Here is a 26050-nt window from a genome sequence, read left to right as displayed (position 1 = left end):
GATGGGCGAACCTGACAATTCCCCGCGTTTTGCCCAGCACGTGATATCATCGGCTTTACTGGCAAAGCGAAGCGACGAACTCAAGCTTCTTTCGCACAGCTTCGCTAATAATCTCAGGCACCAACATGTCCAGACCACGCGAAAAGTTCAATTCGTTCGACAGCAGTGCGATCTCGCGGTACTGGTCAATCATTTCCTTTGAGCACAATTCGCGTGCGCTTTTCAGCTTCACAATCTCATGATCACTGGCCACTTGAATGACCGCCGCCAAGTCCAAGAAAGCGTCGACCGTTTCAGCAAAGTCTTCCCACGGGTGCATCGTTGCATATCGAGAGATAAACTGCTCATGCCAATTCACCGATGCGTTGTTACTGTAGTAGGCATTTTTGGCAAGTTCATAATCGACGCTCAACGGATCGCCAAACAGTTGCAGGTACTCGTTACGCCGATGCTGTGGGACACCCACGAAATCGATATAGTGGCCTATCTCATGTCGGAAGTGTCGAACCAGCGTCCGCTGCGGTTCACCCAGTTGTTCTCGTAGCCCTTCGCGATAACCTGCATCCGCTTCTTCAACGACAATCGTGATCTTGCCCAGCTCATGCCCCATCATGACAGACAGTCCATCTTGAGGCACACTGGATTCGACAAACTCATAGCTCAGGGGGGGGACTTCGCGGATGGAAGCGTCGACGCAATAAGGAGGCAAGCCCAGTGCGCGGAGTTGCGAATGCAGTTGTCGTTTGGCTGATTCCAAACGCTGCCAACGCAAGAGGTTCTTTGGGTTATCCAATGCCGGGATGGTCGTCGTCAAGATACAGAACTCACATAGACTGGTTGCCGCTGTCGATTTCTTCTTGGGCAACATCGCATTGCAAACTCTATGCTCGGTTCGATTGAAGCAGGGCTGGACCCAAGCCTGGCAATTGGAATGGCTGCAGTAATACTCGTTGTTTTTCAATTCAAACGAAGTTAACCGGTGACATTTGCCACAATTACCAATTGTCCTACCACAGCCAACACAATGAAAATTAAATTGATAAATTCGCAACCCGCAAACGCAACGGCGAACTTCCAAAGGATATTTACTCAAACACGCGGTCCTTGCCAAAGGTGAGATGACGAACGTCACAGCAATGAATCTAGCAGATTTTGCACATTGATTTGCCTCCGCCGACAATATTCCAGCGTATTAGCAAAGACTATGCCAAGCTCGTCGATGTACTTTGCTGATGATTATTGACCAATCAAAATCTGTCAGCGAACTTGATTTTCGAAGACGCGAAGCTATTCTTGAATCAACGGGATGTGTTGACGCAACACATCGTTTGCATCTGAACCGTGAGGTGCTGGCATCTGGCTAGAGTCCAGTGCGAGACGGTCGTCATTATTCGAAAAGGAGGTGATCAGGTGACAGATAGTTCTACAAGCCAACGGGGTGGCAGTTCATAGCTCGCCGGCGGGCGAATAAGAACGCCCCACCCAACTCGAGGCAACAAACCTCCTTTGGTTTCTCGAGAGATTTAGTCCCGCTCGGACGTGTGGCCGTCTTGGTCCACACGTCCGGGCTTTTTTTGTATCCGAATGTTCTTTCTGTAAAGCTGTATCGCGAGTGAACGACTTTTTAAAAGCCGTCATTATTGGAATTGTCGAAGGTCTCACTGAATTTATTCCTGTAAGTTCGACAGCACATATTCGGATCACCCAAGACTTGCTGGGCATTGCTGCCGAAGATGAGTTTTGGAAGATGTTTGCCATCGTGATCCAGCTCGGGGCGATCCTGGCCGTCTTGGTTTTTTTCGCAAAACGACTGGCTCAGTTCACGCAAACCTTCCTTGCACCGATGCCCGATTGGAAGACGAGACTTCGTCACCCTTTCGCATTAGTCATCCTCAGTTTCGTGGTCACCGCCATCCCCTGCTTTCTGATGGACAAACTGATTGGCGAGAATCTGGAGAACATGTTGGTCATCGGTTTGGCGCTGTTGCTGGGTGGAATTGTGATGTGGGTCGTCGATCACATCTACGCGACTAAGTTTGTGACAGCCAAACTGGAGCAAATGTCGCTGACGCAAGCGACCGTGATTGGTCTGGCTCAGATTTTGTCGGCTGCGTTCCCGGGCACTAGTCGTTCGATGTCCACAATCGCAGCCGGGCAAATCATGGGACTGTCGCGAGCGGCGGCCCTTGAGTTCAGTTTCTTTTTGTCGATTCCCGTCATGCTTGCGGCCACCAGTTACAAGTTTCTCAAGTTCATCATTGACCAGCCAACTGGGCTTTCCGCTCATCAATTGGGAGTCCTAGCGGTGGGCTTTATCGTTAGTTTCCTGGTCGCTCTGGCAGTTATTGCGTGGCTGATGAACTGGGTAAAAACGCGCGGGTTCATTCCGTTTGCGATTTACCGCATCGCGCTGGCGGCGATTGTTTTGATTTGGTTCGTGCGGTAAGCGGGTCGACAACGACGCGTCTGCAGCGTCACAGTGCCGTGATCTTCTGCAATTTTGCTGGCGCTATGTTCGGTTAATACATCCGTTCGAACCGTCAAATCTTGCGAATTCGGCTCAACTCCTACTTTCCCACCGGTCGATTTCAAAAAGTGGAAAAGTATCTTACGCCAGACCGCTTAGGTCTTGCTCGCTTCGCGACGCGTGAATGCCAGCAAAGCAATTACGCTGCACAGATGAGAATCGAAATGTTCAACGACAAACTCACTCGACACATTCGTGCATTTGCAATGGGAAGCTTAATTCCGATTGCCGTGTGCACCTCCGTTGCTGCTCAGGATTCGGCCGGTGGCGGATTCCGATCCACAGTGGGTCGATTCTTTGGAGTAGGCGGGGATTCTGAAGCGGCCGCTCAGGAGGCAATGCAGGAATCCGATTCTGCAGCGTCAGAAGCATCTGTTGAATCGCCCACCCCTCGTCGCACGACGCCGCAAGCTTCACGCTATCGAGGCGCACCGCAGACCAAACAGCCCAATGGCCAAGGCGGCTTGTTTGGCGGCGGTATTTTCCATCAGTTGCGAGCCGTCAGCGAACGCGACGCCGAGGACGAAATGCCGCCTAGCCGTGGCGGTGAAGAGAATGATAGTGAGCGAGCTGCGGCCGCGACACCGGCTGCGAAAACAAGCCAACCGAGCATCGAACCTTTTAGCAAGCCTGCAGTCCCGCCACCTCAAGCTCCCGCGATCGGAACGGGGGCGGCCGCTCGAGCCAACCGCGACGTGATGAGCACTCCGTCACAAGTGCCGAACTTGTCACCACGTACCGATGGAGCGTCGTTGCCTCAGATTGTTCGGCCTAGCGAATACTTGAATCGCAAATTGCCTGCGACAGCACAGGAAGCGGTCGCAGGGGTGGGAGCTTCGAATCCTGCTGCTGCGGGACCTCGGACTACACTTGCGAAAGCTGCGCCCGTTCCCGGTAGCACCGATATCAACAAGAATCTTGATCCGCTCGACCCCCGCAACTCTAGTCGTCGATCGCGCCCCGCAGTTCAACCCAACGGCGCAACTGTCGTTGGTGCTAACGCGCTGCCAACCTCTGTGATCGATCCCGAGCTAGATGCCGCGCGAGCAGCGGCTAGCCAAGCGCCAACTCGCGTTCAGCAGCCATCGAGCAAAGAAGAAGCTGCGCTGCGCAGTGCACTAACCGAAACCAGCTCGTCCAGCAGCGATGACGTTGCAGTCTCGCGCCGCCAGTTGAACGAAGGAAGTCCCGCGAGTCGGCCAGAGTTCGTTGTCACAGGCGGCTCATCACGTGTCGCTCAAGGGACTACCGCCAGCAGCGGCAGCTTGTCGAACTCCGGTGCATCGACTGGTTCTAACCAAATGCCGTTGCCAGATCCCATCTCGCTGCCACCTTCGCCACCCAGCGTTGCTAGTTCAAGACCTACGACGCCTACCAACTTTCGCTCGCCCCTGAAAGATCTGGCAAGTGAATCGACTCCACCAGCGACTGTGCCACCAGCAGCGACTAAAGCGCCTCAAGCATTAACCGCTTCGTCCAACGGGCAGTCAGCGTATGCCACTCCACCCCAACCCTCCTCGCAATTGGCAACCAATCCTAATCTGCCAAGGAGCTTGTATGCACAGCCACAGCCGAACGCAACTCCGGCAGTCGCGTCCAATGCGAACGCCAGTGCGCTAGCAAAGCCGATGACTACCGCAGGTTCAAGCGTTACCAATCTAGCGGTGCCTGCCGCTAGCACGCCGTCGATGGAAGCTGCGAGCAACAGTGTTGTTAACAATGCGAACGCTTCGTCTGCCGCTTTGATGGAAATGCAAATACCGCAATTACGATTGTGGGTGGAAGGTCCAGATAAGCTGCGTGTCGATCGGCCCGCTAGTTACCGCGTACTGGCCAAGAACGAAGGCCAATCCGGAGTCGTTGGGCTGCTGGTGAGCGCTTTGGTGCCTCCTGGAGTATCCGCAAAAGACATGAAGGTTAGCGCGGGGACGATCGAGTCCGAAGCCTTGGAAGATAACAGCCAATCGTTACTGTGGCAGTTGCCTGAACTGGCGCCAGGACAGATCCGAGAATTGTCCGTAGTGATCGCCGCTTCCAAACCCGAGAACTTTGGGCTGGATTTTGAATGGACCGTGCTGCCTCAATCGGACAACGTCGAAATCACGTCGATTTTACCAATGTTGTTGATCGGTTTGGAAGGGCCTTCCGAAGTGCTTTATGGCAAGCCTGAGTCGTACAAACTGTTGGTACGAAACCCCGGCAACGCGCCGGTTGAAGACGTCGACGTTTCGTTGACCGCCGATAGTTTCGGTACCAAGCAATCGAAGATCGGCACGATCGCCGCTGGTGATGAACGTTCGGTCGAAGTGGAATTAACTTTCCAACAATCCGGCGAACTGTCGATTGTTGCTGGAGCAAGCAGCAGTGCCACGGGCCTCACTGCGGAAAGCGATATTAAGGTGAAAGTCGCTCAAGTGAAACTTGAGACTGCTTGCCGGATCCCAGAACGACAGTTTCAGGGTTCGTTTGCGAAATACACTTTCAGCGTAGAAAACGTTGGCGATATTGTGGCTTCGAAGTCTCAATGCCAAATCGCTTTGCCACCTGAAACTGTTGCCGCCGAGTTGCCTGAGGGTGTGCGGTTGATCAACAATGCTCTGGTGTGGGAGATTGGTTCGTTGCAGCCGCGCTCGGAGAGCACCATTGATGTGACTTTGCAATTGAATGCCGTTGGCGAGCAACCGCTGAGCGTGGTCGCGACCAATGCGCATGGCGACAAGTCCAAGTGTGATGCGGTAGTGATGGTGCAAGCGATCAGCGATTTGAAGTTGACTGTCATCGATCCTATTGCCCCGGCACCGGTTAGCGAGCAAGTGAGCTATGAGTTGGTGATTCACAACCGTGGTTCGCAGCCTGCTCGCGACGTGTCGGTGTTGGCGCAGTTCTCCGAAGGAATTGAGCCAGTCAATGCGATGGGCGAGCAAGCGCACTTGGTGCCAGGTCAAGTCGTATTCGAGCCTATTCCGGAGATTGGAGCTGGCGAAAAGGTTACGTTGAAGATAATTGCTGTGGCATCGACATCAGGGATGCATCGCTTCCGAGCGGAAGTGCAATGCGATGGTGGTGAGACGCACTTGGTCACGGAAGAGTCGACACGATTCTTGATGACTGCCGCTCGCCCTGAAAGTTCGACGCTACGACGTTAGAGCGACGTATTGTTCGGCGGCTCGAATAACGATCACCGGCCTATGCGATAGTAGCAGGCACACTCCGTGTGACGTCCGCTTTCTTCTTCACCCTCTCATTTTGGGAGGGTCGGCCGCGAGTACCGCGAGCGACCGGGGAGAGGGGGGCTATGTTCGTAGTCCCGGCTTCAGCCGGTCTTCGTTCGTAGTCCCGGCTTCAGCCGGATGGTCACTGTGAACGCAATGCCATTCCGCCTAAAGGCGGTACTACGAGCTACCGGGCAACAAACGCGGGGCGATGCCCGCGCGGTTAAACGAGGCGCATCGTTGTCGTTTATCCGCGTGCCGCCAGGCGTACGCGAGGACAACAAGGTGCCGGATCTTTAACTAGTTCCGCTGCCGTTGCTTCAACGTCCCTGCATTTCAAGCTTGATTCCCAGCGCCTTAAACTGCCCTAGACGCGGCTATGCGTCTACATTCCAATTGTGCCGATATCTATATACTTGCACCCGGTAAAGTTACGTTGGTATGAAATCAGAAGAAGAATTACGAGCGGAGTTGCGGACCTACGCGAGGACAGAGCGAACGGTAGGAGGCCTTCCGGTTCAGATCATTTTCCCCAATCAAACAGACGCCTCTTGCGATGCTATGGCAGTGTTAATGCACGGCTATGGTGCGCCGCGCGATGATCTGGCAGGCTTGGCCGCACCACTGCTGGTGGAGTGCTTTCGCCAGAACGTTCGACCCGTGCTCGTTTTCCCGGGAGCTCCACTTGAGTTAGACTTTGGGGGAGCCGCGTGGTGGCCTTTGAACATGGCACGGCTAATGGAAGCCGCTGAGACAAACAGCTTCGATCAGATGCGACACGAAGTACCGCCGGGAATTGATTCCGCTCGAGATGCTGTCACGCGATGCGTCGACGAATTGTTGGCCGAGTTTCGGTTGGACGTTTCGCAGTTGCTGCTGGGCGGTTTCTCGCAAGGTGCGATGATTGCGATGGATACGGCGACGCGGGGACTCAAGGAACCTCCCGCAGCGCTCGGCTTACTTTCGGGTGCCTGCATCTGCGAAGAGCTCTGGCGGAGTGGAGCCGGCGACCGCCTGAAGCAGACGCGAGCGTTTCAAAGCCACGGGCGACAAGACCCGATCCTGCCACTGCAAACCGGAGAATTCCTGAACGAAGTCCTGACGGACCTATGCGGCGAAGTAGAGTTCCATCGTTTCCAGGGCAGCCATCAGATTCCCGAACGAGCGATCGCGGCAGTGGCGGAATTGATCGCCAGCATTGCCAAGCCGTAAATGGTATACGCGATTTCGGGGGCGACAGGACGGTTTTGAGGCGAATTTCGCTTCTGCATGGCTGTTGCCGGATGGGCTTGCCCAGAGCAGCCAGAAGCATTATCTTATTACGACCGTTGGCGAAGTAGCTCAGTTGGTTAGAGCACCGGCTTCATAAGCCGGGTGTCGCCGGTTCAAGTCCGGCCTTCGCTACTTGAAAACTGCTAGGATTTTCGATGGATTCGAGAATTCTTTCTTGGCTTGGAGTCATTCTACGACGCCTTTTTACGACGCCTCACGACGCCTGTTCGTCGTTATTCGAGGTGAAAAATCACATGCTTAAGCCAAGCAAACCAACCGCGGACTATCCGCTTTACGCTCATCGCAATGGACAATGGGCAAAGAAGATCGATGGCAAGACTCACTACTTCGGGCAGTGGATTGTGCCTGACACGGCTCTGGCGAACTATCGCCGTTTTGTCGATGGTGAAGCATTGGCGCCAGTGTTCGCACCGGATGCTGATGGCGAAATTGAAATCGATCTGGATGCTCCACTGACAATCGAACAAGGTGTCAACTTGCATTTGGATTCAATCCTTCAACTGGTCGCCAGCGGAGAGTTGAGCCAACGCACTTACGGCGATCGTGATCATGTTGGAAAGCTGCTCATCAAACACTTCGGAGCCAAGACACTAATCGATTCGCTCGGGCCAACGCAGTGGCGTGAATATCGAGTCTTTCTCGCCAAGGGGCGAAGCCACACTTCCATGTTGAACTTGATCAGCAGAACCAAGACGATTCTCACCTGGCTGGCCGACAACGAACTGTGCCGAGCTCCGAGCTATGGGACTGGACTGAAGCGGCCGGCCAAGAGACTCCTGCGATTGGAACAAGAAAAGTTCGATCGGTCCCTGCAGCCTCATGAAATCAACGCGGCAATCGCTGCAACTGACAAAGCATTCCAAGCGATGATCCTGCTAGGCGTGAACTGCGGACTAGGGAACAGCGATTGCGCTGGCCTTCAGACCAAACACGTAAATCTCGAGACTGGCTGGCTGACATACCCGCGGAACAAAACCGGCGTGAAGCGTCGCGCGAAGCTCTGGCCGGAAACGGTTTCGGCCATCCAGGGGTGGATCGCCAATCGTCCGAAGATTCGCATCCCGAATTTGTTTGTGACTCGATACGGAAACGACTGGTCCGACCATGGCAAGAAAAGTCCGATCAGTCAGAAATTCCGAAGGCTGCTGGAAGAGCTGGAAATTTATCGCGAGGGCATCGGATTCTATTCGCTCAGACGCATGACCGAGACGATCGGCGGCAACTGCAAGGACCAAGTCGCAGTGAACTACGTCATGGGTCACGTTGATGAGACTATGGGGGCGATCTACCGCATTGGCATCGAAAACGAGCGTTTGGAAGCTGTCTCGGAAACCATCCGAAAGTGGCTAAAACCCCAAGTGTAGCGCAAATGTAACGCGAGTGTTACACTTAGATATTGCGGCAGAATTAATGCGTTAAAGTGTAGGATTCCTGCCTTTAGTTGGTTTTGGAGTGATTTTGGTACCGGCATTTTATAGGATACTTTTGTATAGAAAATTGTGTTTCGACCAATGTTTTTCCAGTGTGGCCCGGATGGCCCAGATACTTCTATATTTTAATTGATCGTAAAACGTAACGTATATAAATATAGGTAAATTAAGTGTGTCCTGGGCCGTAAATACAAGCGTAATGGAAATGCCGGGTCTCCCGGGCCACCCGGGCCCAACCGACAAAAACATTGAAGTTTTTGATTTCCAATATTCCAAGCATCAGGGACATACCGTTTTGGCGTAAATTCCGACACTGCGAGGATGCAACCCTGGCAGGCAAGATGGCTTTTGCGGGGGAAGGTCGCAGGCAGAATCGCCCGTCAGAATGCGAAATTTTCGTTTTGGCGCTAGTTTGCGAGAAATGCGGGAAAGAATTCGCTTTAGCGATGCAGATGTATTCTGAAGGGCTTCCGGCTATCTTCGGATTTGCATTAGCAGTCCTGTGCAGATAAGCATGGCAGCAATCGTGTAACTGCCCTGCGGTTCACCAAACTCTTTTTGCATTTGGTTGAGAATCGCGATCGCAGGAAACAAGAATAACCCAGTCGTCATGACTCCAAATGAGAGGTTTCCCCACGCCTTCGTAGCCTTCCGGTGTTGCAGTTCCCAGAGGATCGCTTTCAGAACGTTTTGTGTTTCTTTTTGTTCCGCGATCAGATCGTCGATTGTCAGTTTCTTTTTTTCGGGATTTTCGTTCATGGTGTGACCTTACGTGTCAAAAGCGAATTCAGAATGAGCGAGCTAGGTAGTTTTGTAGTCATTCCTGGAGGGCATCATGGAAAGCAAGATCAAAGTGTTTGTGATTCGCTTCGAATCTGGTTATCTGTCTGAATCATTTAGCGCGTCTCAGGCCAGGGAGGTAGCTCGCGCGCTGGCGGCTGCCGGTATGCGTCCGGTTATTGAGCGTCGGGACGTTTCTTCCGAGATGCTTTCTTTACTGGCTTTGCGGGTCCGTCGTATTCGCCCTGTGACTCAGCGATCTTCAACTGGGCTTCCTCAACGAATTTCTGGCTAGCAGAGTCTTTTTGGTTTTCTGAAGTTTTGATCTGGCTTGTTATCGGCGTCACAGCGTGGTCGTGAATCGACTTGATGTATCGCGTCAACAAGAGCATTCCACGCATGCCTGATTCCTCGTTTTTCACAGGCAATTCTGTTCTTCCAGATTGCTCCATTCGAACTACTGAGTTTTTGAGCAGAAATAACAGTTCATCTACTCCAGCCAAAGTCTCTTTTATAGTCGCGATGGTAGTCTTCTTCGGCTCGTTTTCTTTGTTTTCGCTCATAGCTACATCTTCTCAAGAAAAATTTTTCGAGTCAATAAGTCTTTGGCTGACAAGCAGTTGAGTACGTAATGTTTACGTAACCTTTACGAAAAGTTACGAAACGTGAATTGACATCTGCGGCGGCAAATGTAGGATTCGTGCATGAAACGTAACTTGTCATGGATGATTTGCCATGAACAAGCAAAGGCTTACCAATGCAATTCGTCTGGATGTTTGCCGTGAAGAGAACAAAGAAAGCTCAAGAGCGAGTTGAAAGCAGGGTGTTGAAAAACGTCTGTGTCAACTTAGTGAAGGGCAAGGATGGGCGGTTGTGCGATTGCAACAATACGCCGTTTCGGAATGGCGTATGTCGTGGGTGCGATTATGCCCAAATCGACAAAATCATTAACTCTCAAAAACTGACTCCGACTCAATACGCAGAATACATCGCTGAGTTAGTTCGCAAGGGCTATAGATGCGAGCCGACCGAAGTCAAGCGCATTCGTACGCAATCGAGAAATACGGTTGCTGGTGATATTGCCAATCGTGTTGCTGCAAGCTGAAAGGGTTCGAGTCATGTCGTTAGTTAACACTCAAAAAACAATCGAGAAATTTGTTCGTGAGAATTACACCAACGAAGAAGGCTACCAGATTACGGCTCAAGAATTCTGGGACCACTTTTGCAAAGAGTGTGATTTTGCATCAATCCTTGCGAACCGCTCCATGCTTGGAAAAGTACTGTTTTCGCTGCTGCCTTCAACAAGCAGATTCCGAATGCGGTCAGGCAGCGGAAAGATAACCTGCTACGTCAATCTTCGTCGTTTGCGAGAAGGAGAAACTTCTAACGCGGTAGACGCGCTCGCTACTACTGACTCCAAACCAGTTAAGCGATTCTGCAAGGACTGCAAGTTTTTTGATCAACAGACTTGCGTCCACCCATCTTCATACGAACTTGACTTAGTGAATTGCGCTGAGCCGCTGGAATGCGAAGAGGCTCGCGCTCATCGCAAGATCAAAGGCTTCGATGTGTGCGGATCTAAAGCTATTTGGTTTCAGCCAAAGGATTCCGCATCATGAAGCTACCGAACACATTCACGATTGAAGAGGCGGCTGCGCAATTGGAAGTGCATCGGCATACGCTCACCAAGCTGATTAAGGCTGGTGAGTTCCCATGCGTAAGGTTTGGCGGCGGTGAGCGCCGGCCGCGGTACATCATCTACCCAGAACACATTATGGCTTATCGCCAGAAGCTACTGGAGGCTAGCGGTTTCAAGTCGGCTCCAGTTGTCAGCCAGGAGGTTGCGAGCCAATCGCCTGAGCATTCAACAAGCGAAGTTGCTGCTAGTGCTGCAGTTGCTTCCACCATTTCCATGTCACGCGGCAAAGTAAGGATACCTAAACGTGCGTAATCACATTGATCAGCACAAGGACAGAGAAGTCGAGTTGTGGCGCAGGCGTCATCAGCTCGCGGGCAGAGAGCGAACGCTGCGTTTGCAGCAATCGGTTCTGCGAGGGAATAACGCTCCGCAGGCGATAGCCATGCTGGAGGATATCAATTTGGAATTGAGTGCTATTGCAAACGAAAGAGAAGAGGAGCTTCGCGATGTTAGTTTTAAGCCGGTCGGTTAATGGAAAAGTGATTGTCAATCCTGGTACTCCAGACGAAATGACAATCACGGTGATAGGTATCAGGGGCAAGGTTGCTCGTATCGGGATCGACGCGCCAAGGCATGTCGCTGTGGTGCGCGAAGAGATCCGAGAAAAGTACAGTGAGCTTGAAGGGGTGCGTATCGATGACACGTGCATTGACAATCAAAGTAGCAACGCCACTGAAGCTTGATTCGCTGACGGCGGTGCTGAGTGAGTTTGCTGTCGAGCCTGTGATACATGGGCAGTCTGGCAGTTCAATATTGGTTTTGCTGGGTGCTGAATCTGATTGGTACCCTGCAACGGTGGAAATGTTGTTGGACCATTTACGTTTACATGATTTAGAAGTGGAGCTGGTGAAGTGATTGTCTTTGATATTGAAACTGGTCCTTTACCGCTGGACGTGATCAAGTCCATCGTGAAACCGTTTGACCCGGGATCTGTGAAGCATCCTGGCGAGTTCGATCCAGCGTCGGTGAAGACTGGCAACTTGAAAGACGAAGCGAAGATCGCGGCCAAGATCGAAGAGGCTCGCGAGAAGCATGCGGCGGCGGTGCTGTCGTACGAAACTACGTTGGCCAACGGCGAACAAGCTTACTGGGATGGCATCCTGGATAAAGCCGCATTGAACGGGCTGACCGGCGAAGTGCTGGCGATCGGATACAAGGGCAAATCAAAGGTTCTGCATCATATCGATGATGGCGATGACACTACCGAAGCGGACTTGCTGAAGAAGTTCTGGCGACAAGCTGGAGCGATCCGCAAAGAGAAGCGGCCAGCGATCGGTTTCAACATTGAAGGCTTTGATATTCCGTTCTTGATGCAGCGAAGCTTTATCAATGATGTTGAAGTTCCTGGCTTCGTTCTGAACCAACGTTATTTGGACAACACGTTTATCGACTTGATGAAGGTCTGGAAGGGCCCGAACTATCGAGGCGATTACGTGAGCTTGGACGCTTGCTGCAAGGCTTGCGGAATTGGTGGCAAGTTCGAGGGCTGCAGTGCGTTGCAATTCTCGGAACTGTTTAAGGATGAGTCGACGCGGCAGACAGCGTTGGACTACTTGGATCGTGATTTGGAAATGACGTTTGCTTTAGCAGAAAGGTTTGGGTTCTAGGATGACACAATACAGGGACATTGACATTAACGCGGTCGAGAAGCTGGGCACCTGGCTGGCTCAGACCAAACTGTTCGGTACCGATAGTAAGCCGATGGGCTGCTTGATCGCACTGGACATTTACAAGACCGAAACGCCAGTGATGGAATACCGACGCCGTAATCAGGTGATCGGAAACAAGATGGGTATTCCTTACGATGCGATGCTGGCAGCGTTCCGTGAACGCGGTGGCAAGAGCAAACTGATTTCTAAGACACCAGAGCTGGCTTCGATTGAATTGGAGTTTGGAGCGAACAAGCAGACGTTCTCCTTCACCTGGGAGGAAGCTCAACAGGAACCGCTAGTCTACAAAGGCAGCGAAGGCGATGCAGTTGCAGCTCTGGCCAGCGGTAACAAGTCCAAGTTGAAGCTGAAGGAAAAATACGCTACTCCGCGCAGCCGAGCGGTGATGCTTTACGCTCGCGTTGTTTCCGATGCGATCCGTTCGATTTGTCCAGAGGTTAATTTCGGTTATTACACGCCTGAAGAAGCGGAGGACATCTTAGATGCAGACGGACAAGTCCAAGCTGTCGAAGCTGCTAAGTCGCCAGCAAAATCAATTGAGGCTAAGTCGAAAAGTGATTCGGTGCATGAACCGCAGCCGAGTGCCGAAGATGCTCAAGAAGCTGAGACGGTGGAAGCCGTTTCTGTGACCGAAGTTCGCATGGAAGCAGCTCTGACCGAGCCGCTGACCAATACGCAGTACGAACAGATTCTTGGACTGGTGAGTCAGATCAAGCAGAACGGGGATCAGGATATTGCTGCGAAGGTCAAAGCGAAACTGAAAGCTAGTGGCATCGACAGCTTGAAGGGTTTGACGATTTCCGAAGGCGATGTGCTGCTGAAGGTATTGGGTGAAAAGAACATCCAGGCTTGGGTAGAAAACGTTGCACTGAAGGGGCATGCTCAGTCCCCTTCGTAGTGCCCGCGGATTGGTGGCATGATGCGCCACGTTTAGTTCGCGGGCTGGTAAATGAGTTTGGCTCTGACCGTGTTTGGTTGGAGGCCATCAAAATTCTAGGGTACCCGATTACTTGGGCACCGTCAGGCAGTGAGTTAAATAGGGTTTTTCGTTTTTTTCATTGAAGGTGTTTTTATTATGGCTGTTAGTTTTAATGCTCCAGAACAATTATCAGGCGGCTCGACATACATGGAGAATGATTCCAAGCACGAAGGTTTGCACATTATGATCGTGAACAACGGTCATGAGAATGAGAAGCCAGAGAAAGGAGAGATGAAGATGATCGAGGGCTTCAGCGCTGAATGCGAAGTGAAGTGCGGTCCGTTCGAGGGCAAGAAGTTCACGGCTGTTTTCTACAACGGCAAAGACTCGCATGCGGACGGTGGCGAGTTCTGCTGGGCCAAGCAAGCGGCGTTTGCGATCGCGACTGATCTAATGAAGGTCAGTGATCTTGGTAAGTCAGTTTCGTTTGAACTGGAAGATGCGGTCGGTTCCATCGTCGTTATGGAACTGAAGCTTGGCAAGCCTAACGACAAAGGCAATCGATACCTGGACGTTGCTAACACCTATCACATCGACGATCCGCGAGTGAAAGACTACTTGGCCACAAAGGACATCGCCGCTTCGGCCAAAACAGTTATCGAGTCGATCGCCAAAGAGTGCCGACATCCAGAGAGTTATTTCGCTCCGCTGCTGGAGAAACGCAAGCCGAAAGAAAAGGCTGCTCGCGTGAAGGATGAAGACTTCGAAGGTCTGTAATGGTCCAAGGCTAGCCAGGATTGGGTTGATATAACCTTGTGAGAATGCTACACAGCGGTGGTGATTTCACAAATCAATGCGGGTTCGATTCTCGCCTGGCCTTTTGTTGGTTGTGGTATCTGTGGTTGTGGTCGATAAGGAAAGTTGCTCATGCGAGCCAAGCAAATGGAATCAGAAGTAGATACTGAACTGCGATGGATGAACTCAGGTCATCTATTGGAAGTTCTCAAAATCGAGTTTGCAACGTTTGAGTTTCCTTGGTCTGAGGTGACTTTCCGCAGCTACATGAGAAGACAGAATTGCATCGACATGGTGGCAATGCGAGGCAAAGAAGTTGCTGGATACATGATCTACGAATTGCATCCTTGCCGCTTGCACATCTTGAACTTTGCTGTCGCTGAAAAGTTCCGACGAACTGGCGTTGGTCGAGCGATGGTTGAAAAACTGCAGTACAAACTATCTGCAGAACGTCGTAATCGCATGTTGCTGCAAGTTCGCGAAACTAACATCAACGCTCAATTCTTCTTTCGCAAGATGGGTTTCCGGGCGATCAGTGTTTTGCGTGAATACTACCAAGACACCGGTGAAGATGCTTACCTGATGCAGTATCGCTTTCAAAAGGAGGGCCAAGGATGGGCACCAAGTCACTAGAGATTATCGGAACGTTCACCAAAGAGCGAATCCGGTTTGATGCGACGTTGATTGGCGGTTTGATGCTGGCCAAGTCTTCGTATGAACTGGCTGCAGAACATGGCGTCGACGTACATCGTGAACTTACGATCAAAGGCGATGCTGATATTGATGAACTACAGCCTAACTGCAGTTATCGAATGTTTGGTGTTTTCCAGAACTATACGAATCGACGTAGTGGCGAGACGGAAAAGCAATTCCACTTCCGAACAGTGGTTCAGCACGTACCGCATAATCCGCAAGGGTTGGCTCAGTACCTGGCATCTAACGGTAAGGGCTGTGGTATCGGTCCTGCGAAGGCTCGCAAACTGGTGGAACGGTTTGGCGTGGATGATGTGCTGGATACGTGTAGGAACCAGCCAGGGGAAGTTTGCAAGGTCGCGTCGATCACTATTGAAGAAGCAGAAACATTCGCTCAAAGATTGGCGGAACTAAAGCGTACCGAACATGCCACGCTGGAGCTTGATCAACTCCTGGCAGGCCGAGGTTTCCCTCGGTCACTTACTCGCGCGGTGATCAAACGCTGGGGCAATGAAGCTGCTCAGCGGGTACTGAGCAATCCTTACACGCTGATGAACTTTCGCGGGGTTGGTTTCAAACTGACCGACAAGCTTTACATGGAGTTGGGGCGTGATCCGCTGTCGGTCGATCGACAAGCTTTGTGTCTGTGGTACGTAATGGCTTCGAGTCAATCTGGCGATACTTGGTTCGCAGGTCGAAAGGCTGTTGATCAGTTTCATAAGCTGATCGGACATGGCAGCGACTATCGAGCTGCAATCGTGCGTGGCCGCGAGTATGGCCAGATTGACGAGAAGCATTATGGCGCGATCGCCAGTGCGCGAACGATCGGGCTAGATGGACCGCTGGCAGATGCTGGCGATTGTTTCTGGTTATCCGAGGGCAAGAACGCGGCGATGGAACAGCGGCTGGCCAGCTACATCGTAGAAGCGATCAACGAATGCGAGAAATCGACGGTCACGATCTACGAAGATATGGAAGTCGTAGAAGAAGTGCCAGCGGAGGCGGCTCGGTGTCATCGCTGCCATCGACCGCTGACTGCTGAAGTGGTCTGCGTTGTGGATGGTCTGCCGTACGGTCCCAAGTGTGTAACGTATGCAAGCGGTGAAGTTGTTCAATGGGATCGCGATGATTGGCTGGCCGCTCATCCAGAGACGTTACGCTGGATCGAATCACATCCGAAAGCATTATTGGAGTCACCCGCATTTTCGCTGTGGCCAGATCCTGACGAAATTGCAGACATCTCCGAACATCAGCGAGAGCAACTGCGCGGCGGGATGCACAGCCGAGTATTCCTCCTGGGAGGCGGACCAGGCACTGGCAAAACGTACTTGTCCAGTCGCTTGATTCGTTCCATCATCCAGTCCAATCGAATCGGTATGGATGAAATTGGCATCGGTGCGCCAACTGGCAAAGCGGCCGTGCGACTGACCGAGCTGCTGGAATCGGCCAATCTACCGCTGCGGGCTAGGACCTGGCATTCACTGCTTGGTATTGGCGAAGCGGACGAAGCTGGCAACTGGAGCTTCAGACACAATCGCAAGAATCCTTGGTCTTATCGATTGCTGATCGGTGATGAAAGTTCGATGAACGATCTGTCGCTGATGCATGCGATCTTCGCGGCCAGGCAGCCAGGTTGCCACGTGCTGATGGTCGGTGATGTGAACCAGTTGCCACCAGTTGGCAACGGAGCTCCGCTACGGGACATGATCACCAGCGGCATTGCTTACGCAGAACTGAAAGAGATTCGCAGAAACAGTGGCGGCATCGTCGAAGCTTGCGCGGCGATTCGCGACGGCAAAAGCTGGCGATCTTTTGTAAGTCCCAAGTCGAATTTGCAGTTGATTGAAGCGAGCGATCCAGAATCACAACTGGCAGTACTGATGCGTAAGATCCGTTCGATCAAAGGCATCAACCACATTTGGGATGTGCAGGTCCTGACTGCAGTCAATAAGTCCTCTCCGCTCAGCCGCAAGAAGGTCAACCAGTTCCTGCAGGCTGAATTGAATGATGGTCCAAAAGCTGGCGAAACGATATTTCACATCGATGACAAGATTGTCTGCTTGAAGAATGGCTTCTACGTTTCGTTGGTGGTTGATCCATCCAGTGAAGACGTTCAATACAACGAAAAGGGCGAAGTCTTTGTCGCTAATGGTGAGCTTGGTAAGGTACTTGATTACAGCGGCGGCAAGCTGACGGTGAAGCTGGACAATCCAGACCGTACTGTCTTGGTTCCGATCGGCAAGCAGAAAAAGAAAAGCGACGATGACCAAGCCGACGAAGATGCTGGAAACGGTTGCGACTGGGATCTTGGTTATGCTTTGAGCGTTCACAAGTCGCAGGGTTCGGAGTGGCCTTACGTGTTCATTCTTCTTGATGAGTATCCAGGGGCTCGCATGATCTGCGATCGCTCTTGGATCTATACGGCGATTAGCCGAGCGAAGCTGCAATGCTTCTTAGTTGGCAGGTTCGAGACAGCGGAGCGATTCTGCAGAGTGCAAAAGATCAACGAGCGCAAGACGTTCTTGCGCGAGCGTATCGCATTGGAAAGTTTTCAATTGGAAGCGGTAGGGTTGTAGCTATGGCTAAGCAAGTGGAACAGATTGAATGGATATCAGTGTTGGACGATCAGCCCGACGAAGGCGTGCTTGTGTTGTTGTATGCAGAGTCAGCTAGCGAGCCGGTTTGGCCTGGTTATTTGGACGCATTAACTGCTTGCGGTTGCGTTTGGTCTAGTGCCGACGGCTCTCAGATTGATGGCGTAACGCATTGGGCGGAAATGCCGGTTGGGCCGAAGGTTGATTGAACGCTGATGATAATCGAGCCGCCGCCGATACGGCTCGACATCACGAACGACACTATCGGCGGCTTCGATTCATGTACGCCCAACATGGGCGTGAGTTTGTGGGGTGCGGAACTTGCGAGAGTTCCTAGCCCCTGTGTTTAGTTCCGATATTCTTACAGGAGTCATTATACCAAATGAATAGCTCGTAAGAAACAGACACGAGGCGAAGGCAACTGCGGAAGGGTAACACACCGTGGGAAAGAGTCTGCAAATCACTTTGACCAACGCCAATCTGACAACAAACAGCTTGGTCAGTCATCCACTAGATGTCCGGAACAGGCTTGCTCTTAAGAGATGAAACGTTCCCAGTAGTGGACCCGCATGCTAGGTGTTGTGAGAGGCAGCACGGGTAACCGGGCCCCTATCTCGATCATTTTGTTCACCGGCGATTATGGCAACAGCACAACCAATTAAGTGGCATGGCGGCAAGTCTTATTTAGCGTCTTGGATCATCGAGCATTTTCCAAGCCGAGAGCGATACACGCATTACAACGAACCGTTTGCGGGTGGATTGTCAGTTCTATTTGCGCACGATCCAAACGGCAGATCCGAAGCGGTGAATGATTTGAATGGAGGACTAACCAATTTTTGGCGAGTGTTGGCACAAACACCAGATCGGTTGATTCGTGCATTATGGGGAACGCCTCTGTCGCAATCGGAGTTTCTGGAAGCGTTAAAGTGCAACCATGATCCTGATGCAGTTAAGCGAGCAACCGCGTTTTTTATCCGATACCGCCAATCACGGCAGGGACTCGGTAAGGATTATTGCACACCAACAACGCGAACCCGTCGCGGAATGAATGAGAATGTTTCCGCGTGGTTATCGGCAGTCGATGGATTACCCGAAGCGCATGAGCGGCTACGCCGCGTTGAGGTTCGCAACATGGATGCAGTTAAGTTCATCGAGCAGTACGACCACGAAAAGGCACTGTTCTATCTTGACCCTCCATACGTCCACGAAACGCGAAATACAACCAAGGACTATGAACACGAAATGAGCATCGACGAGCATCGTCGATTGCTGGAATGCCTCAAGAGCGTCAAAGGAATGTTTCTCCTCAGCGGATACCCAAACGCGATGTACAGCCAATACACTGCGGAGAATGGCTGGTGCGCTGACTATCGCGAGATTGACAACAAGGCCAGCGGCAAGAAGTCGAAGGAAAAGAAAGTCGAAGCACTGTGGATGAACTACGTCCGGTGAACGTCTTTATCTTTCGTAGGTGATCGGATAATTGGAACTTGAAATCGGATAACGGGGAATCGAGAAAATGAAACCAGTAGCTAGAACAAAATCGAATCTAGAGATTGAGTATGAGCAGGCGATGATCGCGAAAAAGATGTCGCCAAAGACGCAGACAACTTATTCTCGATTCTTCCTTCGGTACATCTACTGGCTGCGCGAGGATGCTGGCGGAAAATGGATTCATCCTAATACCGTTGGAACTGAGCATGTGACTCGATTCCTCTCCTGGATGGCCAACTCCAAAGGTTATTCGGCCAGTACACAGAACACTTGCCTATCATCGCTGCTGTTCTATTACAACACGATGCTGCGGCGGGATCTGCAAGGCATCGACGCAGTTCGAGCGATCAAGCCAAAGCATCTTCCGGTTTGTGCATCGCCGCGTGATGTGGCTGCAATGTTGCCGCACTTGCCAGGCGTGTCTCAGTTGGTGGCTATGATTCAATTTGGATCAGGGCTTCGACTCGCTGAAGCGATGGCGATTCGAATCAAGGATATTGACTTTGATCGCAACGAAATATTTGTACGCGGTGGAAAAGGCAACAAGGATCGAGTGACTATCTTCGATCCAGGGTTGCGTGATCAACTGCAACATCAGATTAAATCAATGCGGCTGATGTGGGAAAATGATCGCAAGCGGAATCAGCCAGGTGTTAGTCTGCCTGATGCGTATCACCTTAAGTGTCCCAAAGCTGAATTCGATTGGCGTTGGTTCTACCTGTTCGCGGCTCCTGACTTCTGCAGTTGGCCTAAGTATCGCGATGGAATGAGAGTTCGGCATCATCGGCATCAGGACCCAATCGCCAACATGATTACCGGAGCGGTTGAAAAAGCGGGGCTTACGAAAAAGATCACCAGTCACTCACTGCGCCATGGATTCGCGACCGAGCTGCTTCGGCAAAAGACAGATATCCGAACCATTCAAAAGCTGCTTGGCCATGCGAAGATTGAAACAACGCAGATTTACTTGCACGTTGATCTGGATGACGTGGAGATTGTAAGCCCGCTGGCGAAACTGCTGGCGAATCCTAATTCATCCAACCAGGCCAAACGATCAGCATAGTTTGCAAAGGAATCGATTGTGCCAACATCATCCAATGACGATCGCAGAGCTTCGAAGCTTCGACTGGGGCTGGAGATCGCTTTGCTCGCGCAGTCCTACAACGGTTGGTTTACTGTGCAGGATCTGACGACGATCTTTAATGAGCATGTTGGCAATCTGCACGAACGTACGATGTCGCGATATCTAAAAGCTGTCGAGGAAATCGGATTGTTGGAATTTCGCGTTGATCGAACTAAACGGAATTTGCCAGTTCACTTGTATCGCTGGGTTGGGTGGCCTGACAGGGATATGCATTTATGGAACGAATCAACAACGCACAAACATCACAAGAGGTCTCGTAAAAATGCTTGATTCAAAGATTGAACTACTGCGGGAACATTTCGGCATTCACGCTGTGGACGATTGGGGCAAGGTCCTGCCAGAAGATATTCTGTCGGTCGATGGTGTTGGCACGGCAACGTTGAATCATTTGCGTTTACACTTGGCTGCTCATGGTGTGACGCTGCGAGACGATTCAACGCCAGCTTACTGGCAATCGCACTTGCGAATGTCGAAGCTTGGAACGATGCAGGTTAGCGAAGAAGATAATTCGATCGTGTCAGACTTTACGATTCTGATTGATACGCAAGAAAAGCATCCGTTTACGTTTCGCGGCCTGGTCAGTGATGCGAAGGACGGGCATCGGCCAATCATCGCGAGAACGCGAATTGAGACACTAGGGCCGACGCATGGAGATTACACCCTGGCAGGCTTCGAAGGCGATCTACACATTGAACGCAAGAGTCGCGAGGATGCTCAAAGTACAATTCTGGGGTTTGGCGATCGCCAAGAGCGGTTCGAACGGACGCTAGAGTTTCTGGAAGGGATCGAGTTTGGTGCAGTAGTTGTCGAATGTTCCGAGGGCGAACTGCTGAAGACTGTGGAGTCGCGAGGCAAGACACCAGTGGAAGTCGCTCGCAAGATGCTGCATCGTAAGATCCTGGCTTATCGTATGGACTATCGAGTCCATTGGTTTTTTTGTGACACTAGGCGATTGGCTGAAGTCACAACGTTTCGTATTTTCCAGCGTGCCTTTCGGCAACGCATTCAGTCCCAAAAGCTCGCAGAGCGGAGTTCTATTTAGTCATGGCAATCAATCTTAATACATCTTCGCTGGCTGCTTCTCATGCAGTGGTATCGCCAGTGAAGAAGCGTTCGTCAAAATCAGAGTTCAAGGTACACACAGAGGATTCTCCAGTAGAAGATTCTCTGGCTGATGTTACCGACGAGTTCGATGATGTCGATGATGATGATGACGATGATACAGAGACTTTCGAGGAGGAAGCCAATCAGGAGGCGGAAGTGGTCGCACAGCCAGCGGTCGAATCTGTAGTGGTTGATCCGGTTGATGAAGCGGCCAAGAAGGCTCGCGAGGTGCAAGAGTACCAGGACGCTTGCCGAGCTGCGGAGCGTGATCACATGCATGCTTTGCAGAAGTCCCTGAGCGATCATATGGAAGCTTCGCTGACTCGCGCACGGCTGGAGGTCGAATTAAAGGAAGCCAAGGATGTCGAGAAGGGAGCGTTGAAGTATCACAAGCAATTGCTGACCAATGGTCCGAAGTATCCATCCAGGGAGAAGAAACAACAGTTGCTGCCGTTCGACAATCCGAAGGAATCGGAACCAACACAGGAAGTGATCACAACGACCGACAACAAGCAGATCACGGTATCGGAGACGGACAACTGGCGAGACATCCCGATCGAAAAAGTGATCGAAGGCATCAAAGGCGTGGGCGAGAAGAAGCGCGACGCGATCGCGGATCTATATCCTACGTTGGGCGACTTGCAGGACGCTCGCGTAAAAATGTCGAAGGCTCAATTGCCATTCTCGGAATGCCTGCCAAGGGGTTGCGGCCAAGCTCTGGCAGATCAGCTTGAAGATCGCGTTTGCGAATTGGTAGTGAAGATCGAAAAATAGCGGCTGCTTGCGTCTGGTGTTGGGTTGTGTGTTGTAGTGATCATCAGGGTAGAATCGGGCGAACATGACGAAGAGAAACGGAGTTCCAATTGCGGACGCAAAAGCAGCCGCTGCAGGTGCATGGGCGACGATCCTAAATCGAGTGGTCGGAATTCCTGACGACTTCCTTACAACCCAACACGGGCCATGCCCAAAGTGCGGTGGTAAAGATCGCTTCCGAATGTCGAAAGACTGGGAGCAAGACGGCCGAGCAATCTGTAATCAATGCGGAAAATTTGGAGATGGGTTTGCCCTGACGCAGTGGTTCCTAGGTTGCACTCTGTTCGAAGCGATCGACAAGGTTTGCACGTTCTTAGGTGTTCAGGATAAACCAGCATCGCGAAAACCTCGGGCGAAGAAACCAGACGCCAGTCCCGATCGTGGTCTGGACTTTATCAACTGGAACGCAAAGCTTGCGGCTCAGTTTCTTGCGAGCAAGAAGCCGGTGACGCTGGAGGCATTGCAAGCGGTTGGGGCTCGCATGGCCAAGCACCAGGGCTACAACGTAATTGCGATTCCGATATGGAACAGCGAGCCAGCGAATATCGTCGGCTATGCATGCTACAACGCCAGCGGCGGGTATCTTCTCCTGGCAGGCAAGAACGGCAAACCGGCCGAAAAGGTCAAGGTGAAAAACCTAATCGCCTCGGGAACGCTAGGCTGGTGTGGTATTTATCAGCCAGGCAAGCCAACGATTAAGGTCGAAGGTGTATCGGACATGCTTGGTCTGCTCAGCATGGACGTTACGCAGTCGGTGATTTCCAACGTGTTCGGCGCTCAGGAGGTTCCCAAGCCGGATATGGTTCAGATGCTCGCTGGCCAAAATGTGCTGGTTATCCATGACGCGGATAAACCAGGCCAAGCCGGTGCAACGTGGGTAACCAATCCCAACGGCGCTCAGCGGCCGGGCTGGTCGGTGGCGATCGCAAGCGTTGCAGATTCGTGTCGCAACGTGCAGTTGCCCTACGAAGTGTCCGATGACCATGGAAAGGACTTGCGAGACTGGCTGAACGAACAGCTTTCCAGCGGACTAGATCCAGCGGCCGTAGTCGAATCGTTTCACACCCTGGCAGGCTCCTTCCCGGTCATAAACGAAACGGTTGAACTACCCAGCGAAGATACATCGGAACTGTACATCGACGAAGAGATCGACGATCCGCACAGACTGGCTCGCGTGAATCTAGAACACTACAAAAACACCTACGGCGGAACACTGCGATACTGGAAAGATGAGTGGATGAAGTACAAGGGTGGCAAGTACGACCGGATGACACCGAAGGATTTTGCGGCCAAATTGAACGCTTCGATCAAACGCGAGTTTGACGACGACTACAAACGACGCAACGACTACCAGAAGAAAAAGGGGGCTGATGCCGAGCCGGTAAAGAAAGTGACGACTGGCTTGGTTCGCAATGTGATCGCCGCGACACAATCGATGTGTATCATCTCGGGCAATATCGAGTTGCCTTGCTATCTTCCCAAGCCAGATTTGAAGCCGCACTGGCTAACGGTCCAGAACGGGATACTGGATCTGGATTCTATCTTCGATGGTGAAGATGAATCCCGGCACTTGCGACCACATACGCCGGATTGGTTTTCGACGATTCAGCTGCGGTACGAGTATCAGCCAACGGAAACGTGCCCGAAGTGGGAAGAGGCGTTGGAACTGTCCATGGAAGGCGACGGGGAACGCATCATGATCTTGCAAGAGTGGGCTGGCTACCTGCTCTTGCCAAAGAATCATCTGCAGAAGTTCCTAGCACTCGAAGGCGAAGGGCTGAACGGTAAAAGCGTATACTTCAGCGGGATCACGGCGATGCTGGGCGAAGAGAACGTATCGCATGTGTCGCTTGAAAACTTTGGATCTCGGTTTGATCTTGGCTCAACAATCGGCAAACTGGCAAACATTTGCGGTGATGTGGGTGAAATCGACTACCTGGCCGAAGGGGTTTTGAAGCAGTATACCGGGGGCGATATCATGCAGTTTGACCGTAAGAATCGCGAGCCGATCAGTGCGTTGCCAACTGCCAAGGTGATGATGAGTTTCAACAAGCGACCGCGAATCAAAGATAAATCGCATGGCCTTTGGCGTCGGTTGATTTTGATTCCGTTCCACTATCGCATTCCGCGCGAGAAGATCGTACGCGGGATGGATAATATCGACTGGTGGCTGCGATCTGGCGAAGTGCCTGGCATTCTGAACTGGGCAATCGTCGGTCTGCAGCGACTGATGGACCAAGGCGAATTCACAACTTCTGCAGCAATGCAAGAACAGGTCAAGAACTATCGTTTCGAATCCAATCCAGTCTTAGAGTTCTTCGAAGAATGCTTGGCTGAAGGTTCTGAAAGAGATTCAGTCGAAGTGCAGCAACTGTACGATATTTACGTTTATTGGTCACAGAAAATGGGGCAGCGATCCTCGTTAAGCCAATCTCAATTCGGTAAAGAGATTGCAAAGGCGTTCCCGTCTGTATTGCGCAAAAGAACCAGGGAAGGCGATTCACGAGTTTCTAGTTACGCTGGTTTGAAGTGGTCTGTAGACAAAGTTATTGATCGGTACGTTACGTAGGTAAGTTAAATGAGCAATGAACCAGATGAATGTTTTGATGATGATGATGACAATTGGGACGAAGTTGAAGACGTGGAAACTCTTGAAGAATTCTTCCAAGACATGCCGGAAATTCGCGATCGTCAGCAACTGGCCGAGCTGCGTAACAAGTCGATCGACGAAGCTAGCCGGATGACTCGCATGCGGGCCAGTTACTTTACCTGTGACACTTGCCTCTACCGTTACAAGTGCGAACATGCTTTTGATCTGTACAATACCAACGGCGATTGCCTGATGGATAAATAATGAAGTGCGAGCAATGTGGCAGTGTTAGGCTGTGGCTTCCGCGCAAGTCGACCAAGTGGCGATGCTGGGATTGTCAAAAGCCAACTACCGAAGCGATCGTCGCGGAAAAGAACTTTGCCGAGGAGACCGACGACAGCGAGGATGCTACCCTGGCAGGCTGCTACTGGGAACGCTGGCTAGTCTTCGACGGCTATATCTGCGAGTGCTTGTCTCGCGTCGTAGTCGAAGTTTCTAAGCCTGATTCGATCAAGTGGACCTGCTGGTCTTGCAAGCGGCCGGTGGAATACAATCGCCAGCCGATTAACCGTCGGGAATCGCAGCCGCTACGGATTACTGCGAAGATTCCAGGAGTTACGCTGGTTACAGACCGCCAGGGCGTTTGATATTTTGCGGCCAGACCTGTAGAATCAAATTGTACAGGTGGCTTGGATGTCGGCTTGTTTGTTGAGTTGTAGTTCTCACCAATCGCACATCCGGCCATGATCCAGCAGCTATTCTTTGGCTTCTATGCCAATACTACTGAGCCAACTAACCCAAAAGACTTTGTTGCGAATCAACTGCAACAACCAGTCAAACTTTCATCCATCCAGGACAAGTTGAACCAGGGGCAAACCGTGCTGTCGATCGCTCGGGAACTGCTGATCAGCCAGCACACGCTGTACAGTCTAGTGCGACAGAAGCGACTGCAGATCGTCAAGCCTCAGCGCGGGCACAACCTGCCAGCAGAGGTACACGCGGAGATCCGGCGTTTGTTAGTCGAGACGAACTTGCGACCGATCGAGATACGCAAGCGACTGGGGCTCGCGTCTCGATGCCCGATCTACTATTTGCGTAACAAGCTATTGAATGCGGAGCTTCGAAAGGCTGGCAACTTCCAACCAGTGGAAGTTAAGAAGCAAGATGAACGTAGGTGTCCAAAGCATGGCCGAGTGACCGTATGGCCTTGTGTCATGTGTGCTGCCGAAGAGGCTCGCGAGCGTAGCAGATTTAGACAAGCGATATTGCATCCTTCCAATCATTAAGCCTTAT

The 26050-nt window shown here is 51.7% G+C and carries 28 protein-coding genes and 1 tRNA gene; 26 read left to right on the top strand and 3 right to left on the bottom strand.

Annotated features, from left to right (window positions below; translation table 11 throughout):
* Positions 1-55: 55 nt before the first annotated feature.
* Entirely contained in the window at positions 56-1132 is a 1077-nt protein-coding gene (locus tag SH302x_RS18550) for a putative zinc-binding metallopeptidase (protein WP_479363996.1), read from the bottom strand.
* A gap of 480 nt (positions 1133-1612) precedes the next feature.
* Between SH302x_RS18550 and SH302x_RS18545 the strand changes: the two genes are divergently transcribed.
* From SH302x_RS18545 to SH302x_RS18525, 5 genes are all read left to right on the top strand, one after another.
* Entirely contained in the window at positions 1613-2446 is an 834-nt protein-coding gene (locus SH302x_RS18545) for an undecaprenyl-diphosphate phosphatase (protein ID WP_479363994.1), read from the top strand.
* A 149-nt stretch (positions 2447-2595) separates the two neighbouring features.
* Positions 2596-5673: a hypothetical protein gene (locus tag SH302x_RS18540; protein WP_479363993.1), complete on the top strand. Its 3078-nt coding sequence runs from the start codon at positions 2596-2598 to the stop codon at positions 5671-5673.
* Between the two features lie 507 nt (positions 5674-6180).
* The gene (locus SH302x_RS18535; RefSeq protein ID WP_479363992.1) at positions 6181-6951 is read left to right on the top strand and encodes an alpha/beta hydrolase; all 771 of its coding nucleotides are present in this window, start codon (positions 6181-6183) and stop codon (positions 6949-6951) included.
* A 118-nt stretch (positions 6952-7069) separates the two neighbouring features.
* Positions 7070-7143: transfer RNA gene (locus SH302x_RS18530), tRNA-Met, on the top strand.
* A gap of 122 nt (positions 7144-7265) precedes the next feature.
* The gene (locus tag SH302x_RS18525; RefSeq protein ID WP_479363990.1) at positions 7266-8396 is read left to right on the top strand and encodes a tyrosine-type recombinase/integrase; all 1131 of its coding nucleotides are present in this window, start codon (positions 7266-7268) and stop codon (positions 8394-8396) included.
* A gap of 540 nt (positions 8397-8936) precedes the next feature.
* Here SH302x_RS18525 and SH302x_RS18520 read toward each other — a convergent pair.
* Together SH302x_RS18520 and SH302x_RS18515 are read right to left on the bottom strand one after the other, a co-directional pair.
* Positions 8937-9221, bottom strand: coding sequence for a hypothetical protein (locus SH302x_RS18520; RefSeq protein ID WP_479363989.1), 285 nt, complete (start codon positions 9219-9221; stop codon positions 8937-8939).
* Positions 9222-9418: 197 nt separating this feature from the next.
* Positions 9419-9805: a hypothetical protein gene (locus tag SH302x_RS18515; RefSeq protein WP_479363987.1), complete on the bottom strand. Its 387-nt coding sequence runs from the start codon at positions 9803-9805 to the stop codon at positions 9419-9421.
* 194 nt (positions 9806-9999) lie between these two features.
* On the opposite strand from SH302x_RS18515, the gene SH302x_RS18510 reads away from it, so the two are divergent.
* The 21 genes from SH302x_RS18510 to SH302x_RS18410 all read left to right on the top strand — a co-directional run bounded on the left by SH302x_RS18510 (position 10000) and on the right by SH302x_RS18410 (position 26043).
* Positions 10000-10347 carry a hypothetical protein gene (locus SH302x_RS18510; protein ID WP_479363985.1) on the top strand — a complete coding sequence of 116 codons (348 nt, stop codon included), beginning with the start codon at positions 10000-10002 and terminating at the stop codon, positions 10345-10347.
* A 13-nt stretch (positions 10348-10360) separates the two neighbouring features.
* A complete protein-coding gene (locus tag SH302x_RS18505; protein ID WP_479363984.1) occupies positions 10361-10861 on the top strand; it encodes a hypothetical protein in 501 nt (166 codons plus the stop codon).
* Positions 10858-11193, top strand: coding sequence for a helix-turn-helix domain-containing protein (locus SH302x_RS18500; protein WP_479363983.1), 336 nt, complete (start codon positions 10858-10860; stop codon positions 11191-11193). Before SH302x_RS18505 ends, SH302x_RS18500 begins: the two co-directional genes overlap by 4 nt.
* Positions 11186-11413, top strand: coding sequence for a hypothetical protein (locus SH302x_RS18495; RefSeq protein WP_479363981.1), 228 nt, complete (start codon positions 11186-11188; stop codon positions 11411-11413). Before SH302x_RS18500 ends, SH302x_RS18495 begins: the two co-directional genes overlap by 8 nt.
* Positions 11388-11624, top strand: a complete 237-nt coding sequence (locus tag SH302x_RS18490; RefSeq protein WP_479363980.1) for a carbon storage regulator — start codon at positions 11388-11390, stop codon at positions 11622-11624. The genes SH302x_RS18495 and SH302x_RS18490 overlap by 26 nt, the downstream gene beginning before the upstream one ends.
* Positions 11578-11796: a hypothetical protein gene (locus tag SH302x_RS18485; RefSeq protein WP_479369324.1), complete on the top strand. Its 219-nt coding sequence runs from the start codon at positions 11578-11580 to the stop codon at positions 11794-11796. The genes SH302x_RS18490 and SH302x_RS18485 overlap by 47 nt, the downstream gene beginning before the upstream one ends.
* Positions 11793-12548 (top strand): ribonuclease H-like domain-containing protein, encoded by a 756-nt coding sequence (locus SH302x_RS18480; protein WP_479363978.1) that lies wholly within the window; start codon positions 11793-11795, stop codon positions 12546-12548. Before SH302x_RS18485 ends, SH302x_RS18480 begins: the two co-directional genes overlap by 4 nt.
* Before the next feature lies 1 nt (position 12549).
* Positions 12550-13509, top strand: a complete 960-nt coding sequence (locus tag SH302x_RS18475; protein WP_479363976.1) for a hypothetical protein — start codon at positions 12550-12552, stop codon at positions 13507-13509.
* A gap of 177 nt (positions 13510-13686) precedes the next feature.
* Positions 13687-14307 (top strand): hypothetical protein, encoded by a 621-nt coding sequence (locus SH302x_RS18470; protein WP_479363975.1) that lies wholly within the window; start codon positions 13687-13689, stop codon positions 14305-14307.
* A gap of 150 nt (positions 14308-14457) precedes the next feature.
* Positions 14458-14958 carry a ribosomal protein S18-alanine N-acetyltransferase gene (gene rimI, locus SH302x_RS18465; RefSeq protein WP_479363974.1) on the top strand — a complete coding sequence of 167 codons (501 nt, stop codon included), beginning with the start codon at positions 14458-14460 and terminating at the stop codon, positions 14956-14958.
* Entirely contained in the window at positions 14940-17594 is a 2655-nt protein-coding gene (locus SH302x_RS18460; protein ID WP_479363973.1) for an AAA family ATPase, read from the top strand. Before rimI ends, SH302x_RS18460 begins: the two co-directional genes overlap by 19 nt.
* 2 nt (positions 17595-17596) lie before the next feature.
* Positions 17597-17821 (top strand): DUF551 domain-containing protein, encoded by a 225-nt coding sequence (locus tag SH302x_RS18455; protein ID WP_479363972.1) that lies wholly within the window; start codon positions 17597-17599, stop codon positions 17819-17821.
* Between the two features lie 430 nt (positions 17822-18251).
* On the top strand, positions 18252-19064 hold the full coding sequence (locus SH302x_RS18450) for a DNA adenine methylase (RefSeq protein WP_479363971.1): 813 nt from the start codon (positions 18252-18254) through the stop codon (positions 19062-19064).
* Between the two features lie 67 nt (positions 19065-19131).
* Entirely contained in the window at positions 19132-20169 is a 1038-nt protein-coding gene (locus tag SH302x_RS18445; RefSeq protein WP_479363970.1) for an integron integrase, read from the top strand.
* 18 nt (positions 20170-20187) lie between these two features.
* Entirely contained in the window at positions 20188-20520 is a 333-nt protein-coding gene (locus tag SH302x_RS18440; RefSeq protein WP_479363968.1) for a hypothetical protein, read from the top strand.
* The gene (locus tag SH302x_RS18435) at positions 20513-21292 is read left to right on the top strand and encodes a hypothetical protein (protein WP_479363967.1); all 780 of its coding nucleotides are present in this window, start codon (positions 20513-20515) and stop codon (positions 21290-21292) included. The genes SH302x_RS18440 and SH302x_RS18435 overlap by 8 nt, the downstream gene beginning before the upstream one ends.
* A gap of 2 nt (positions 21293-21294) precedes the next feature.
* Positions 21295-22128: a hypothetical protein gene (locus SH302x_RS18430; RefSeq protein WP_479363966.1), complete on the top strand. Its 834-nt coding sequence runs from the start codon at positions 21295-21297 to the stop codon at positions 22126-22128.
* A gap of 64 nt (positions 22129-22192) precedes the next feature.
* Complete coding sequence (locus SH302x_RS18425) at positions 22193-24736, top strand: DNA primase family protein (protein ID WP_479363965.1); 2544 nt, start codon at positions 22193-22195, stop codon at positions 24734-24736.
* A gap of 9 nt (positions 24737-24745) precedes the next feature.
* Positions 24746-25021 carry a hypothetical protein gene (locus SH302x_RS18420; protein ID WP_479363964.1) on the top strand — a complete coding sequence of 92 codons (276 nt, stop codon included), beginning with the start codon at positions 24746-24748 and terminating at the stop codon, positions 25019-25021.
* Positions 25021-25404: a hypothetical protein gene (locus SH302x_RS18415; RefSeq protein WP_479363962.1), complete on the top strand. Its 384-nt coding sequence runs from the start codon at positions 25021-25023 to the stop codon at positions 25402-25404. The genes SH302x_RS18420 and SH302x_RS18415 overlap by 1 nt, the downstream gene beginning before the upstream one ends.
* Before the next feature lie 96 nt (positions 25405-25500).
* A complete protein-coding gene (locus SH302x_RS18410; RefSeq protein WP_479363961.1) occupies positions 25501-26043 on the top strand; it encodes a transposase in 543 nt (180 codons plus the stop codon).
* The last annotated feature ends 7 nt before the right edge of the window (positions 26044-26050 follow it).

Source organism: Njordella calcicola (genome assembly GCF_056494125.1).
Note: the sequence above shows the minus strand (reverse complement) of the source record. Positions and strands in the feature narration are given on the sequence as shown.

Coding starts and splice junctions, on each gene's coding strand:
- SH302x_RS18535 (WP_479363992.1), top strand. CDS start 6,181: ATGAAATCAGAAGAAGAATTACGAGCGGAGTTGCGGACCTACGCGAGG.
- SH302x_RS18525 (WP_479363990.1), top strand. CDS start 7,266: ATGCTTAAGCCAAGCAAACCAACCGCGGACTATCCGCTTTACGCTCAT.
- SH302x_RS18520 (WP_479363989.1), bottom strand. CDS start 9,221: ATGAACGAAAATCCCGAAAAAAAGAAACTGACAATCGACGATCTGATC.
- SH302x_RS18515 (WP_479363987.1), bottom strand. CDS start 9,805: ATGAGCGAAAACAAAGAAAACGAGCCGAAGAAGACTACCATCGCGACT.
- SH302x_RS18510 (WP_479363985.1), top strand. CDS start 10,000: ATGCAATTCGTCTGGATGTTTGCCGTGAAGAGAACAAAGAAAGCTCAA.
- SH302x_RS18505 (WP_479363984.1), top strand. CDS start 10,361: ATGTCGTTAGTTAACACTCAAAAAACAATCGAGAAATTTGTTCGTGAG.
- SH302x_RS18500 (WP_479363983.1), top strand. CDS start 10,858: ATGAAGCTACCGAACACATTCACGATTGAAGAGGCGGCTGCGCAATTG.
- SH302x_RS18490 (WP_479363980.1), top strand. CDS start 11,388: ATGTTAGTTTTAAGCCGGTCGGTTAATGGAAAAGTGATTGTCAATCCT.
- SH302x_RS18485 (WP_479369324.1), top strand. CDS start 11,578: ATGACACGTGCATTGACAATCAAAGTAGCAACGCCACTGAAGCTTGAT.
- SH302x_RS18475 (WP_479363976.1), top strand. CDS start 12,550: ATGACACAATACAGGGACATTGACATTAACGCGGTCGAGAAGCTGGGC.
- SH302x_RS18470 (WP_479363975.1), top strand. CDS start 13,687: ATGGCTGTTAGTTTTAATGCTCCAGAACAATTATCAGGCGGCTCGACA.
- rimI (WP_479363974.1), top strand. CDS start 14,458: ATGCGAGCCAAGCAAATGGAATCAGAAGTAGATACTGAACTGCGATGG.
- SH302x_RS18460 (WP_479363973.1), top strand. CDS start 14,940: ATGGGCACCAAGTCACTAGAGATTATCGGAACGTTCACCAAAGAGCGA.
- SH302x_RS18455 (WP_479363972.1), top strand. CDS start 17,597: ATGGCTAAGCAAGTGGAACAGATTGAATGGATATCAGTGTTGGACGAT.
- SH302x_RS18450 (WP_479363971.1), top strand. CDS start 18,252: ATGGCAACAGCACAACCAATTAAGTGGCATGGCGGCAAGTCTTATTTA.
- SH302x_RS18445 (WP_479363970.1), top strand. CDS start 19,132: ATGAAACCAGTAGCTAGAACAAAATCGAATCTAGAGATTGAGTATGAG.
- SH302x_RS18435 (WP_479363967.1), top strand. CDS start 20,513: ATGCTTGATTCAAAGATTGAACTACTGCGGGAACATTTCGGCATTCAC.
- SH302x_RS18430 (WP_479363966.1), top strand. CDS start 21,295: ATGGCAATCAATCTTAATACATCTTCGCTGGCTGCTTCTCATGCAGTG.
- SH302x_RS18425 (WP_479363965.1), top strand. CDS start 22,193: ATGACGAAGAGAAACGGAGTTCCAATTGCGGACGCAAAAGCAGCCGCT.
- SH302x_RS18420 (WP_479363964.1), top strand. CDS start 24,746: ATGAGCAATGAACCAGATGAATGTTTTGATGATGATGATGACAATTGG.
- SH302x_RS18415 (WP_479363962.1), top strand. CDS start 25,021: ATGAAGTGCGAGCAATGTGGCAGTGTTAGGCTGTGGCTTCCGCGCAAG.
- SH302x_RS18410 (WP_479363961.1), top strand. CDS start 25,501: ATGATCCAGCAGCTATTCTTTGGCTTCTATGCCAATACTACTGAGCCA.